This is a genomic window from Brasilonema sennae CENA114 (genome assembly GCF_006968745.1).
GTDB classification, from domain to species: Bacteria; Cyanobacteriota; Cyanobacteriia; order Cyanobacteriales; family Nostocaceae; genus Brasilonema; species Brasilonema sennae.
Map to the genome: position 1 here is coordinate 7,204,470 of NZ_CP030118.1, position 12,758 is coordinate 7,217,227.

The 12,758-nt window shown below is 42.2% G+C and carries 14 protein-coding genes; 7 read left to right on the forward strand and 7 right to left on the reverse strand.

Annotated features, from left to right (window positions below; all coding sequences use genetic code 11):
• Window positions 1-48: 48 nt before the first annotated feature.
• Window positions 49-960, reverse strand: a complete 912-nt coding sequence (locus tag DP114_RS29980; RefSeq protein WP_171977861.1) for a hypothetical protein — start codon at window positions 958-960, stop codon at window positions 49-51.
• 818 nt (window positions 961-1,778) lie between these two features.
• Between DP114_RS29980 and abc-f the strand changes: the two genes are divergently transcribed.
• Both abc-f and DP114_RS29990 read left to right on the forward strand, forming a co-directional pair.
• Window positions 1,779-3,395 carry a ribosomal protection-like ABC-F family protein gene (gene abc-f / locus DP114_RS29985; RefSeq protein ID WP_171977862.1) on the forward strand — a complete coding sequence of 539 codons (1,617 nt, stop codon included), beginning with the start codon at window positions 1,779-1,781 and terminating at the stop codon, window positions 3,393-3,395.
• Window positions 3,396-3,552: 157 nt separating this feature from the next.
• The gene (locus DP114_RS29990) at window positions 3,553-4,065 is read left to right on the forward strand and encodes a peptidoglycan-binding domain-containing protein (RefSeq protein WP_171977863.1); all 513 of its coding nucleotides are present in this window, start codon (window positions 3,553-3,555) and stop codon (window positions 4,063-4,065) included.
• 160 nt (window positions 4,066-4,225) lie between these two features.
• Here the strand turns inward: DP114_RS29990 and DP114_RS35475 are convergent, their stop codons facing one another.
• The 3 genes from DP114_RS35475 to DP114_RS36150 all read right to left on the reverse strand — a co-directional run bounded on the left by DP114_RS35475 (window position 4,226) and on the right by DP114_RS36150 (window position 4,922).
• The gene (locus DP114_RS35475; RefSeq protein WP_246162894.1) at window positions 4,226-4,396 is read right to left on the reverse strand and encodes a hypothetical protein; all 171 of its coding nucleotides are present in this window, start codon (window positions 4,394-4,396) and stop codon (window positions 4,226-4,228) included.
• A 170-nt stretch (window positions 4,397-4,566) separates the two neighbouring features.
• The gene (locus tag DP114_RS36145) at window positions 4,567-4,707 is read right to left on the reverse strand and encodes a hypothetical protein (RefSeq protein WP_318284265.1); all 141 of its coding nucleotides are present in this window, start codon (window positions 4,705-4,707) and stop codon (window positions 4,567-4,569) included.
• Between the two features lie 65 nt (window positions 4,708-4,772).
• Window positions 4,773-4,922, reverse strand: coding sequence for a DUF433 domain-containing protein (locus tag DP114_RS36150; RefSeq protein ID WP_318284266.1), 150 nt, complete (start codon window positions 4,920-4,922; stop codon window positions 4,773-4,775).
• Window positions 4,923-5,257: 335 nt separating this feature from the next.
• Here DP114_RS36150 and DP114_RS30005 point away from each other — a divergent pair, with 335 nt between their 5' ends.
• From DP114_RS30005 to DP114_RS30020, 4 genes are all read left to right on the forward strand, one after another.
• Window positions 5,258-5,587 carry a DUF6825 family protein gene (locus DP114_RS30005; RefSeq protein ID WP_169266923.1) on the forward strand — a complete coding sequence of 110 codons (330 nt, stop codon included), beginning with the start codon at window positions 5,258-5,260 and terminating at the stop codon, window positions 5,585-5,587.
• Window positions 5,588-5,700: 113 nt separating this feature from the next.
• Entirely contained in the window at window positions 5,701-7,386 is a 1,686-nt protein-coding gene (locus tag DP114_RS30010) for an ABC1 kinase family protein (protein ID WP_169266924.1), read from the forward strand.
• Between the two features lie 16 nt (window positions 7,387-7,402).
• Complete coding sequence (locus DP114_RS30015; protein ID WP_169266925.1) at window positions 7,403-8,125, forward strand: Stp1/IreP family PP2C-type Ser/Thr phosphatase; 723 nt, start codon at window positions 7,403-7,405, stop codon at window positions 8,123-8,125.
• An 86-nt stretch (window positions 8,126-8,211) separates the two neighbouring features.
• The gene (locus DP114_RS30020; RefSeq protein WP_169266926.1) at window positions 8,212-8,841 is read left to right on the forward strand and encodes a hypothetical protein; all 630 of its coding nucleotides are present in this window, start codon (window positions 8,212-8,214) and stop codon (window positions 8,839-8,841) included.
• Window positions 8,842-8,864: 23 nt separating this feature from the next.
• Here DP114_RS30020 and DP114_RS30025 read toward each other — a convergent pair whose 3' ends face one another.
• The 3 genes from DP114_RS30025 to rpaB form a co-directional block, all read right to left on the reverse strand.
• On the reverse strand, window positions 8,865-9,383 hold the full coding sequence (locus DP114_RS30025; protein WP_169266927.1) for a DUF456 domain-containing protein: 519 nt from the start codon (window positions 9,381-9,383) through the stop codon (window positions 8,865-8,867).
• Window positions 9,384-9,550: 167 nt separating this feature from the next.
• Entirely contained in the window at window positions 9,551-10,189 is a 639-nt protein-coding gene (locus DP114_RS30030) for a cofactor assembly of complex C subunit B (RefSeq protein WP_169266928.1), read from the reverse strand.
• Window positions 10,190-10,219: 30 nt separating this feature from the next.
• Window positions 10,220-10,948, reverse strand: coding sequence for a response regulator transcription factor RpaB (gene rpaB, locus DP114_RS30035; RefSeq protein WP_169266933.1), 729 nt, complete (start codon window positions 10,946-10,948; stop codon window positions 10,220-10,222).
• A 169-nt stretch (window positions 10,949-11,117) separates the two neighbouring features.
• Between rpaB and radA the strand changes: the two genes are divergently transcribed.
• On the forward strand, window positions 11,118-12,683 hold the full coding sequence (gene radA, locus DP114_RS30040) for a DNA repair protein RadA (protein ID WP_171977864.1): 1,566 nt from the start codon (window positions 11,118-11,120) through the stop codon (window positions 12,681-12,683).
• Window positions 12,684-12,758 lie beyond the last annotated feature (75 nt).

The window sequence follows — 12,758 nt, forward strand, 5'->3', positions numbered from 1 at the left end:
AGCACGTGGCGCGAAATTCACACAGCCGTGGGAGTGTCAACTGAACGTTTATAGACACGATAATTCTTGCTGTTTTTTCTTCATACTTTTAATATGACGAACGAGAACTGCCAAAGGATTGATGCCCTTTAAAATTAACAATATCATCCAGCAAAGTGCTTTGAGTTGACTGAAGGCTGTAGGTCGAGTTAACCCCTCATGAATCGCAATCCGCGCTTCATCTAGAAAACCTTCATATTCCTCTACAATCGGAGAATCATGGAACACCGTGATGTTAATCCCATCAATCCCACTCACCCAGTTTTTTCCCATCTGGATTCTCTGTAGTTGAGCGACTTCAAGGTGGTATAAGTCGTGATAGTTAATGCAAACACCTCGTACTTTCAGCGGCTCATTGGCAATCTTGATTGGAACTAGACTGATAGAACCTAGTGTTTTCTTGAAACAGACAACCTTGGAGTTTTTTGCAGAGGTATCTATGAACCAACTTACCAAGGCTGTCCAAGCGGTGTAATAGTAAAACAAAAATACTTTGTGTCTCTTCTCGAAACCAACACGTTGAACTTTTTGAAAAACTTTTTTTACCTCTAAAGTTTGCTCACACTCAACAGGAGTCGGTGAGCTTTTTGTATCTTCCAAAAACACAAACAAGTAATAAGGGATTTCAGGATAACATTTTTTCAGCCCCCAACCCTTCTTGAAGTATTGCTGTAATGCCAGACACTGCTTTAACCGACGCTTGATGTCACAATGATGTTTGTATAAAGTGTCGGGTGATAGCTGATCACGACGCTTGTGAATCACAAATGCACGCAGCAACAATTGTTTCATGCGGCGAGCAAAAACAGTCTGTCCTGCATTTAATAAAGGTGTTTCAAAAGTCCATAATGCTAGCAGGGCTTGTTTTTGCCGTGGAGTGAGTTGATTTCGTTCCGGTTGCTTCTGTATCTGGTTATTCATAAATAAAGTTTGAGTGACTCACTTGCTACAACCATCAACACCAACCCTACTATGCATGACTGCTTACTCTTTCTGTTTTTCTTAGAATTGGTGCTGGTATTGTTGCGTTGAAAAAATATTAGATGCTCCCGGTTTGTCTGCTTTGACGTTTCTATTGACGAATTTTATACAATTTCTCGCAGCTTTCTTTACAAAATTTTATATATGTTAGTTTCAAACGAAAAGTTAAGTTAAAAGGGTAAACGCACTCATCACGCTCTAGTTTCTATGGCTTCCTGGAAGAGAGCGCAAAGCCGAAAACTTTCGTTCCAGCATTTGCTTTTACAAGTCAGCCATTCACAAGAAAATCTCACAAACCTTGCCATGAAAATTTAGCTTTCCCCCTACACACGCTCTTATCCTCTGTCGGGAAACAAGGACTATGGCACAAAGTGCCACGCTACGCGAACAGTACTGGCTCCCCTAAACCCTCATACCCTTACACCCATTTTTCAAGCTAGAAGCTTCGAGACATTCCGGAATTGTTTACTGCTATGATGTAGTTAATATCAAACCTCAACACGCCTCACATAGCTGACATGAAGTAGTCGTAGAAAAAAATAGTCATCAATAACCGTTACTCGAAGGTAGCGGATGTCAAGAAGAAAAAACCACCAAAAACTCAGCAGGTTTGGTAAAAGACAGCCATGCGCTAAATAGTTTTTAAAAACTTATCTCTACAAAGAGCCGCCGGATATGTCTATGGCTAGCTCTATTTGCTCGCCCCTATTGTGCGCGTTCGATAGGTAGGCGTGATTTAGTCATATTGAGGTTTGAGTATGCAGAAAAAATCAATAGTTTTAGCTGAGAATTTAGCTTACGAACTCAGTTCAACCAGGACTTTATTTAAAGGTGTTCAAATAAGCATTGGAGAAGGTGAGCGCATTGCTTTAGTCGGTTCCAATGGTGTTGGTAAATCTACCCTGTTAAAGATTCTTGCAGGTCAACTCAACCCCACGACAGGTTCTGTTACACGTCATGAAACAATTTACTATTTGCCTCAAATCAGTACCATAAAACAGGACATCAAAGCAGATACGGTCTTCAATTACCTGAGTTCTATTTCTGAGGAATGGTGGAAAATTGAAGAGATTTTAGAAGCAAGATTCAGCACGACACTTGATTTATCCTTACCACTTTTTAATTTGAGTGGTGGGGAACTCACAAAACTATTTATGGCTATTGGTTTATCAAGTGAACCAAAGGTTTTACTGCTGGATGAGCCAACGAATCATATGGACTTGATGGCGTTAGAAAGTTTGAGAAATTTTCTTAATGACTTTGATGGAGCATTTGTTATTGTCTCGCACAAACCATTTTTTCTAGACCAAGTGACTGATATGACTTGGGAACTAACACCAGAGGGTGTGAAAGTTTACGGAGGAAATTTTTCGCTGTATCGAGAACAAAAGGAAATAGAATTGGAGGCGAGAGTGCGATCGCACGAAGTCGCAAGAAAAGAACTCAAACGCACCAAAGCTTCAGCGTTACAGGAACAGCAACGAGCAGCTCAATCTAGCAAAAATGGTCGAGCCAAATTTCTCAACGGTAGTGTAGATAGAGCAGCTGCAGGACTGCTTAAAACAAAAGCCGAGGTTTCAGCAGGAATTGCAAAAAACAGACATGAAGCGGCGGTAGCAAAGGCGACTCAAAGAGTTGCAGAAACTAAGGTTAAAACAACGAAGGCAACAAGTCTTCAACTAGAAGAAAGAAGCCAAAAACGCAGAAACCTTATTGATATTCAGGGTGCAAATCTCAAGGTAGGAGAACACCTGCTGATTTCAAATATCCAGCTTCATGTGTCCTCTGGTGACAGAATAGTTATTGCTGGTGCTAATGGTTCAGGTAAATCTAGTCTGGCAAAAGCGATTTTGAAAATGGAGAATACAACAGCGATTTTGGAGTCAGGTGAGATTTTACTTGCTCCTGCTATGAAAGCTGTGTACCTCGACCAAACTTATGAACTGGTGAATCGAAAGCAGACGATTCTGGAAAATATGCAAGCTGCTAATCCTAATCTCAACTATCAGCTTTTGCGTCAGCAGTTGGGACACTTCCTTTTTAAAGAGGATGATGTACACAAAAGCGCATCGGTGTTAAGTGGAGGTGAGTTGGCAAGGTTGGCGATCGCCATCATTAGTATTTCACAAATCGACCTGCTGATTCTCGATGAGCCAACGAATAACCTGGATCTTGAAACGGTTGACCAAATGATTGAGGGTATCAATGACTACCAAGGTGCGCTTTGGGTCATTTCCCACGATTTGGATTTCTTGAGTCGGATTAATATCACTCAAGCTTACAAGTTGAGTGAGCAAGAGTTTGAACAGATGACATATTTACCTACTGAATCGGATATGTATTATCAAGAACTACTAGGCTCTCAAGATGGATAATGTTGATACTGAAGCGTTTCAGAAGTATTTGCGTTCAAAAAAGCTGTATGCCAAAGCTAGATAAATAAGCTTGAGAAAATTTTTTTACTTTTTCCGTAACTTATGAAACATCCCTTGTAGTAAGCATTGTCAAAATTCACACTTTTAGGAAAAAATAATGGCTACTACATTTGCAGTTCTCAAAGAAGGTTCAACTGGCGCTAGTGTTAGCGAATTGCAGAAAAACTTGACCACATTAAAGTATTACACAGGTGGTATCGATGGTAACTTTGGCAGCAAAACAAAAGATGCTGTTATCAAGTTTCAACAATCACACGCCGTCAAAGTTGATGGTATCGTTGGTTATGAAACCCAAGCTGCGATACTACGTGAAGTTTGGATCTCCAAGCAACCAACCTTAAAAGAAGGTTCACAAGGTCAAGAAGTTAAAAATCTTCAGGAGTTGCTAAATGGCACTGGCGAACTTCCTAAAGGTCAGTTTGGTACAATTAAAGTTGACGGTGTTTTTGGTCCAAATACTAAAGCTGCTGTTATCAAGTTTCAAAAATCTACTGATATCGCAGCAGATGGTGTTGTTGGACTTAAAACATGGAAGCAATTATCTTTCCGCAAGTCTTATAATATGTCTCCGGAACAAATTGTTCTCAATGGAATTTTTAACTTAGCTTGAGAAGGCAGAAGTGCGTTGTTAGAGATAGCATAAAAGTTGTGACGTTTAATGCTAGATTTCTTCATCAAGTTATTTAGTTGATTCCACAGGCTCCATACGTGCTTTCCATCCTTCACGGATAGATAGGCGGTTATGGAGCCTGGTGCTATCTAAAGAAGCCCTATGGTAACGGTAGATAAATAATGCGGTCTTGATATTCATCATCCTCAGAAACAAGAGCCACTAAAATCAATTCTTCAAGGTTTTCGCCAATGCTTAAATTTGGATTCAGGATAAAAATTTCTGGTATGTGACGATTAGCTGCGATGTGTTCAGCCAAATGTACTCGCATGGAAGTCCGGTTATTTGTCACCAGCACAAAGTTATTATCTTCACACCAATAAAGAATTTCTGGATCGAGTGTGCTTTAAAGGAGGCGTTTTTGGCTCTCCCACTACCTTGATAATGATATCAGGTTCTCGCAATCTAATTTGGTTGGGATAGATAGGATTCACATTTTCATCAATCAGATATTTCAATGCCATTTGCTTGTTTCTTGGCTTTTCTTTCTGCTCTGAGTTGCCGAAGTTTCTCGGAAACTGGTGGGGGATTAAGTCGCTGTTCTTCCCTCATTGTGTGACCGTGTTCTATCCAGTTTTTCATATAAGCACTCACAACTTCTTTGTTTTGTAAGTAATAAAGAATTGTTGCATAAACTTGTTCTAAAGTTAGTGATGTATCTGAGCAATTTCCTCTGGAGTGCGACCGAGATCCATGTATTCATAAAGAATTGTTTCAATACCAATCCTTGACCCCTTGAGCCGAATATCACCAGGAGTTAAGAAGTTAAAATAATCTGTTATTTGCGCTGTAGACATCGTTTTCGTTGTGCCAAATGTAGTGATAAATACAGGACTTACGCAAGAAAAACGTGGTTGTGTCATTGCGAGGTAAGGAAGCAATCTCACAATCTTGTTTTTTCGTAACTCGTGTGTAAGTCCTACAATAATTTCTTTACAAGTCTTTCCCCACACCCCACACCCCACACCCAGGAGCGAAGCAACGATAAATGTAACATAAGCGACAAAACAATAATTGCAAAAAATTATCTCAAACTAAATCTCTATCTCCCCACAAGCTCAGCACTCAAGCATAAGCAGTAAAGCAGACAGGCAAGTTATAATTTTTGTGCAGATGAACGTAACAAAAATTTATGACTAACCCCCTTCTACAATCCTTTTTCGTCGGTAGAGCAGCTGCGGAAATCCTCACCGAGAGATTGGAGTTCGCCATTACAGATGCTTTATCGGAACTCGGCAAATGGGACGCTGAAACTAGAGAGCAAATGCGCCAATTTACTGAAGAGGTCATAGAGCGGGCAAATCGTACAGCAGATGCTGCTGGTGCGACTCAAACAACAGGCGGCTATGGAGAAACTGGTTCAACGTCAGTTGACTTACAAGCCACGATTGATGAACTACGAGCAGAAATAGCTACATTGCGAACAGAATTACAACGCTATCGCACTGGAAATTCTTTGTAGAAAGGTTGCTGCGCAGCAACCTTTCTACTAGAAAATTATAAAGGAACAGTTTTGGAATCAGAGTGTCTTTTCTTCCTACTGACTCGGTCAAAAACCAGCGGTACGCAAAACATATGGAAAAAGGTTATTCAGATAAGGCATACCGCTGGAATAGCGAAAACTACTCTCGTAGACGGCGTTTTTTGGACATTTGGTCTTTTGTCTTGACTTTATTGTTCAGGCTGTGGCTGTACAACAAATCTTGGAGTTACCCAGGAGGAGTCAGCGAAGTCAAACAAGCTGCTCGACGTAAGGCTCAAGCGGTATGGATTCGCAATACTCTGCTAGATTTAGGACCAACGTTTATCAAAGTTGGGCAACTGTTCTCTACCCGTGCTGATATCTTCCCTAGCGAGTATGTTGAAGAACTAGCCAAGCTACAAGATAAAGTGCCTGCATTTAGCTATGAGCAGGTAGAAGCGATTATTGAGCAAGAACTAGGCAAGAAAATTCCCCAACTCTACCAAAGTTTTGAACCCATACCTCTAGCTGCAGCAAGCTTAGGACAAGTACACAAAGCTGTACTGCATTCGGGAGAAGCTGTTGTTGTCAAAGTCCAACGTCCTGGTCTTAAAAAACTTTTTGAAATAGATTTACAAATTCTCAAGGGAATTACACGCTACTTTCAAAACCATCCTAAATGGGGACGTGGACGCGATTGGATGGGCATCTACGAGGAGTGTTGTCGCATTCTTTGGGAAGAAATTGATTATCTCAATGAAGGTCGCAACGCTGATACTTTTCGTCGTAATTTTCGTACCTACGACTGGGTAAAAGTTCCACGCGTCTACTGGCGTTACACTTCATCGCGGGTATTGACTTTAGAGTATGTTCCTGGTATAAAGATTAGCCAATACGAAGCAATAGAAGCAGCAGGTTTGGATCGGAAAATTATTGCCCGTCAGGGTGCCCAAGCATACCTGCTTCAGCTACTCAATGATGGGTTTTTCCATGCTGACCCCCATCCCGGCAATATTGCCGTCAGTCCTAATGGTGCTTTGATATTCTATGATTTTGGCATGATGGGGCGCATCAAAACCAATGTGCGTGATGGACTGATGGACACGCTGTTTGGTATTGCTTCAAAAAACGGCGATCGCGTTGTTCAATCTCTCATTGATTTGGGAGCACTCGCGCCAGTAGAGGACATGGGACCTGTACGGCGTTCTGTCCAGTTTATGCTGGATAATTTTATGGATAAGCCCTTTGAAAATCAATCGGTAGCTGCTATTAGTGACGATTTGTACGAAATAGCATATGGTCAACCGTTTAGATTTCCCGCCACCTTCACTTTTGTGATGCGAGCTTTCTCGACACTCGAAGGTGTAGGAAAAGGGTTAGATCCAGAATTTAATTTTATGGAAGTTGCCCAACCATATGCCATGCAGCTTATGACCAATATGAATGGTTCTGATAGCAATAGCTTTCTCAATGAATTGAGTCGTCAAGCAGTTCAGGTCAGCAGTACTGCATTGGGACTACCACGCAGGCTGGAAGACACACTCGAAAAGCTAGAACGGGGAGACGTACGTGTCCGTGTCAGATCTGTTGAAACAGAGCGTCTGCTACGACGGCAAACCAGTATTCAGCTGGGGATGACTTATGCTGTTATTGTGAGTGGTTTTACGCTTTCGGCTACGATCTTATTGGTAAAAGAATATATATGGTTGGCAACGCTTGCAGGTTTGATCGCAGTTGCAGTGTCAGGTTTACTGATTCGACTGCTGATGCGCCTCGACCGCTACGACCGTATGTCATAAATTTAGTGAATGGTATATGAAACTTAATTTTACCGGTGTTACTGATCCGGGACTTATTCGTTCTAATAATCAGGATGCTCACTATATCGACCAACAGGGGCGCTTCTTCATTGTCGCTGATGGCATGGGTGGTCATGCAGGAGGTGAACAAGCAAGCCGTATTGCGACAGGGCAAATTGAGGCGTACTTGAGTGCTAATTGGGATTCCTCTAAGCCTTCGCAGGAGTTATTAAAGGAAGCTTTATTACAGGCGAATGAAGCGATTTTGCTTGATCAGCAAAATCATCCGGAACGTTCTGACATGGGCACAACAATTGTAGTCGTCATTTTTCGTCCCCAAGAGCCACCTTTATACGCTCATGTTGGTGACTCAAGGCTATACCGTTTTCGAGATTCGCAATTGCAGCAAATCACAGAAGACCATACTTGGATAGCACGCGCTATTAAAATGGGTGAAATTACGCAACAAGAAGCCCGGATTCATCCCTATCGTCATGTGTTGTCTCGGTGTTTAGGGCGTGAAGACGTCAATCAAATTGATGTGCAACAACTAGATGTGAAAAGGGGCGATCGCCTACTGTTATGCAGTGATGGTTTAACAGAAGAACTCGCCGATCCGAAAATTGCTGACTATCTCCAACTAAGTGTGCCGAAAAAAGCTGCTGTTTCCCTAGTTGAAGCTGCCAAAGAGCACGGCGGACACGATAACATCACCGTTGTTATTGTCGCGTTGGAGTAGGAAAGAGGTTTTTCAAAACAGGACTTTAGCTAAAGCACTGCTTATCTATCCGTGATATAAGAAAAATGTCATGTGCGGCTTTAGCTATGTCAATTCTTGACTCCAATCAAAGTTACACTTTCAGCCGATACTTTGAGCTTGGCTTTGAAGCTAGCGAACTCGCTCAAGAATTTGGCTATAGTTTAACTCGAAAAACGCTCAATTTACCCCAGTTCCCTGATGAACTTGACCGTTTGGGAGAATTGCGCGCTCGCATTGAGGAAGTACTACCATTTGTACCGTTGACGAACGAACTCGCAAGACGAGAAATTCTCATCTCGCGAGTGGTGACGGAGTTAATTCATTACACACAGGCAGAATTACGAATTGAATATAGTCTGAAGGTTTCTAATTGGCTGCAGGGCAATTTAGATTATTTGCTACGGGTAAATTCCGTTAATCAACTATTAGTCATTGAGGCAAAATACGAAGATTTAACGCGAGGTTTTACGCAGTTAGTCGCTGAATTAGTGGCACTCGACCAGTGGTCAAGAGCAACTACAATTGAACAACAGCCAATTTTAATTGGCGTTGTTTCTACAGGTACAATATGGCAATTCGGTAGGCTTGACCGTAACATAAAGCATTTTGAACAGGGGATTAATAGCTATCGAGTTCCTGAAGATTTGGAACAAGTGATGCGAATTTTAGTAGCAGCTTTGAAAGGAAACAATTAAAAAAGCACCAGGAGCATCCCATTCTAAGTTCCATAAACCTGGGACCAAGTTGTGACGAGGAAAACGACAACTGCTGCGATCGCCAACAACCCTTGAATCAAATTGCCAACCAGCGTACCTGCGACAATTCCTATACCAGCTTTAATCGCTAGTCCAAAATCTCGTCGATAAAGATACTCACCGATAATTGATCCAACAAGTGGTCCGAGTAACATTCCAAGTAATGGACCACCAAAAGGTAGTGCTGGCAAGAATCCTAAGAAACCTAGTACTAACCCAACAATTGCACCAATTTGTCCCCACTGACTTGCACCTGCTTTTTTTGCACCCAAGTAGCTTGCTAAAAAATCAACTCCTACACTCAGGAGTAAAACAACAACTGTGACAATGAGTGGCGTTTGTATTGCAGCAAAAGAATCACTTATAAATCCCCAAATGATAATTGCTATTAAAATTAAACTGGCTCCTGGAATCGCAGGAACTACAGCACCGACAATACCCACAGCCATAACGGCAACTAGTAACCAATAAAGAATTTGCATAATTTTTTCGTTGTTGATTTTGCTATACACCAAATAACAGTTATCAGTTATCAGTTATCAGTTATCAGTTATCAGTGAGCGATTAAAAATTATTTGTTCCCTGTTTACTGTTCACTGTTAAGCGTTCACTGTTCACTGTTCACTGTTCACTGTTCACTGTTAAGCGTTCACTGATTCAAAGTTACAGCTAATTTATCTGCAATTCCCGCAATCCAATTTTCATCTTGTTTAGTGTAACTGCGAGGAGCATTCGCTGCCAAAATTAAGACTCCATCTTCACCAATGGGTTGACAAATGACACCTTGAGTGTTTTCTGGCAAATAATCAAATTCAACTCTTCCTGGGTAAACTTTTAAATCTACCAGATAAACTGCCTTGTGTTTTTCTAGCACTCTTTTTAAGATTAGTCCTGGTACAACTTCCGACTTGGGACTTAGAATTCCCCGACGTAACAAAACTTTATTTTTGTAGAAAACGACGAGCGATCGCGTCACAGTATTAGTTAACAACAAATGTGATGCCCAGGCTAGTTCTGTTTTCACAGTTTGCGGTAAATCCGGTGCAAGTACAAAACCTTCTTCACCAGTCAGTTGTACGGCTTCAGGTAAACGCGGTTGTACTTGCTGCCAAATTAACCCTACTAAAATCAAGACAGCACTCAAAATCACACCCAAAACATCTGCACGCGCTTGAGAATTTGTTAATTCGCTTGAGAGCAAACGGTTAATCAGCAATAGGACAGCGCCCAACCCACCTACTACGATAGGTAGACGCCGCAGAACCCTATTGGGGTCGGATTTAGTCATGAGTCGTAAGTCCGTATTATCCCCTTGTTGTTATTCGTCTCCTGGTTCAATAATGCGTTGAAATAAGTAACCAGTTCCTCTTGCCGTGAGGATTAATTCTGGATTACTTGGATCATCTTCTAATTTTGCACGTAAACGGGAGATATGTACATCGACTACACGAGTATCCACATGGCGTTCTGGTGTATATCCCCAGACTTCTTGTAAAATTTCTGAACGGGAGAAAGCTTCTCCAGAACGGCTGACTAACAACTCTAGTAAGCTAAACTCCATGCCTGTCAAGCGAATGCGCTCATCGCCTTTATACACTTGCCGCTTATTCGTGTCAATTTTGATAGTAGCAACGTGAATCACTCCAGAACTAGGAATACCAGAGGCACCTGTTTTGTCCACACGCCGTAGCACTGAGCGAATGCGGGCTTCTAGCTCCTTAGGGGAAAAAGGTTTGACTACGTAATCATCAGCACCTAATTCTAAACCCGTAATTCGGTCAGCAACGTCCCCCAAGGCTGTTAACATAATAATAGGGACATCTGATTCTTTACGTAATTCTTGGCACACGCCGTAACCATCTAGCTTCGGCATCATCACGTCTAAAACCACTAAGTCAGGCTCTGCTTTGCGAAAAGTATCCAGAGCTTCCTCCCCGTCACCAGCTGTTACCACATCGTAACCAATCATCGAAAGCCGCGTTTCTAAAATCCGGCGAATACTGGCTTCGTCATCTACCACTAGAATTTTTTCTTTATGACTTTCCAAGTTTGTCAATACTCCTTAACTAAAATTTTTCATGATTAATTTTTACTACCATATTATTAAGATATCATTTCACAAATTGATTGAAAAAAACCCGCATGTACTACAATAATTGGATTTTAGTTTGCTGAAAAACTTAAGCAAAGATTAAGAATATTTCATAAGATTAAGAATGCCAAAGCCAAAAAGTTATTACGTTTGTAACGAATGCGGAGCAGAATCCCCTCAGTGGTTTGGTAAGTGTCCAGCTTGCGGCACCTACAACTCTTTAGAAGAGCAAATTAATATTCAGTCATCAACAGATGTGCCAAGTCGCGGAGTGAGTGGATGGCATGGTCAAGCAGGGGGAGGCAAAACTCCTGCAACTAAACCAGCCAAACCGCGAGCTTCTTTGACTTTTGATCAGATTAGCGATCGCCAAGTCACACGTTGGGCTTCTGGCTATGAGGAACTTGATCGGGTGCTTGGCGGTGGAGTTGTTCCTGGTTCAATGGTGCTGATAGGCGGTGAACCAGGAATTGGGAAATCTACGCTGCTGTTGCAAGTATCGAATAAACTGGCGCAGAGATACCGCATCCTCTACGTATCTGGAGAAGAATCAGGACAACAGGTGAAGTTAAGAGCCTCTCGTTTGGGAGTGACAAAATCCCTCAGTCTAATAGGTGATGGTAACGGTAATGGGAAACCAGCACAAGAAACTCCCGAAGTAACTCTCCAAGAAATGCCGAAAGTAGAGGAAGCTGAGGGTATAGGTGCTGATTTGTATATTTTGCCAGAAACAGACTTGGAAGAGATTTTGCGGGAGATGGATTCACTCAAACCCAATGTGACAATCATTGATAGTATTCAAACAGTGTTTTTCCCTGCTCTAACTTCTGCACCAGGTTCTGTCGCTCAGGTACGCGAATGTACCGCAGCTTTGATGAAGGTGGCAAAACACGACGACATCACAATGTTAATTGTGGGACACGTTACCAAAGAAGGGGCGATCGCCGGACCAAAGGTATTAGAACACTTAGTTGATACAGTGTTGTATTTTGAAGGTGCGCGCTTTGCTTCTCACCGGTTATTACGGACAGTCAAAAACCGTTTTGGGGCAACTCACGAAATCGGCATCTTTGAAATGGTTGACCACGGACTGCGAGAAGTCCCCAACCCTTCAGAACTCTTTTTAGGTAACCGCGATGATCCGGCTCCTGGTACTGCAATTGTCGTTGCTTGTGAAGGGACACGCCCGATTGTCGTAGAATTGCAAGCTTTAGTCAGTCCTACCAGCTATCCCGCACCACGTCGGGCGGGTACAGGTATAGATTATAACCGCTTAGTGCAAATTTTGGCAGTGCTAGAAAAGCGGGTGGGGATTCCAATGTCAAAGCTGGATTCTTATGTGGCGTCTGCAGGTGGGTTGAATGTAGAAGAACCAGCAGTGGATTTGGGAATAGCGATCGCCATTGTTGCCAGTTTCCGCGACAGGATTGTCGATCCTGGTACCGTACTTATAGGGGAAGTTGGCTTAGGAGGACAAGTCCGCTCAGTATCGCAAATGGAACTGCGGCTAAAAGAAGCAGCAAAGTTGGGATTTAAAAGGGCAATTGTCCCAAAAGGGCAAAAATACCCCGACTATAATATAGAAATTTTGCCAGTCTCAAAAGTCATAGATGCGATTATTGCAGCGATACCGCCGCAGCAGGGGCTGACAGAAGAAGATTTGGCACCGGATGAGGAGGATGAGGAGTAGAATTATACCTCTGGTCGCTTGCACCCTATCCATTACCCACATCTTTCTTAAGATGGCTGTAAGGCAGACAGGGAG

What these genes read in the sequence shown, in the direction of transcription:
- DP114_RS29980 (WP_171977861.1), bottom strand. Translation starts at nt 960, where the DNA reads ATGAATAACCAGATACAGAAGCAACCGGAACGAAATCAACTCACTCCA.
- abc-f (WP_171977862.1), top strand. Translation starts at nt 1,779, where the DNA reads ATGCAGAAAAAATCAATAGTTTTAGCTGAGAATTTAGCTTACGAACTC.
- DP114_RS29990 (WP_171977863.1), top strand. Translation starts at nt 3,553, where the DNA reads ATGGCTACTACATTTGCAGTTCTCAAAGAAGGTTCAACTGGCGCTAGT.
- DP114_RS35475 (WP_246162894.1), bottom strand. Translation starts at nt 4,396, where the DNA reads ATGCGAGTACATTTGGCTGAACACATCGCAGCTAATCGTCACATACCA.
- DP114_RS36145 (WP_318284265.1), bottom strand. Translation starts at nt 4,707, where the DNA reads ATGAAAAACTGGATAGAACACGGTCACACAATGAGGGAAGAACAGCGA.
- DP114_RS36150 (WP_318284266.1), bottom strand. Translation starts at nt 4,922, where the DNA reads ATGTCTACAGCGCAAATAACAGATTATTTTAACTTCTTAACTCCTGGT.
- DP114_RS30005 (WP_169266923.1), top strand. Translation starts at nt 5,258, where the DNA reads ATGACTAACCCCCTTCTACAATCCTTTTTCGTCGGTAGAGCAGCTGCG.
- DP114_RS30010 (WP_169266924.1), top strand. Translation starts at nt 5,701, where the DNA reads ATGGAAAAAGGTTATTCAGATAAGGCATACCGCTGGAATAGCGAAAAC.
- DP114_RS30015 (WP_169266925.1), top strand. Translation starts at nt 7,403, where the DNA reads ATGAAACTTAATTTTACCGGTGTTACTGATCCGGGACTTATTCGTTCT.
- DP114_RS30020 (WP_169266926.1), top strand. Translation starts at nt 8,212, where the DNA reads ATGTCAATTCTTGACTCCAATCAAAGTTACACTTTCAGCCGATACTTT.
- DP114_RS30025 (WP_169266927.1), bottom strand. Translation starts at nt 9,383, where the DNA reads ATGCAAATTCTTTATTGGTTACTAGTTGCCGTTATGGCTGTGGGTATT.
- DP114_RS30030 (WP_169266928.1), bottom strand. Translation starts at nt 10,189, where the DNA reads ATGACTAAATCCGACCCCAATAGGGTTCTGCGGCGTCTACCTATCGTA.
- radA (WP_171977864.1), top strand. Translation starts at nt 11,118, where the DNA reads ATGCCAAAGCCAAAAAGTTATTACGTTTGTAACGAATGCGGAGCAGAA.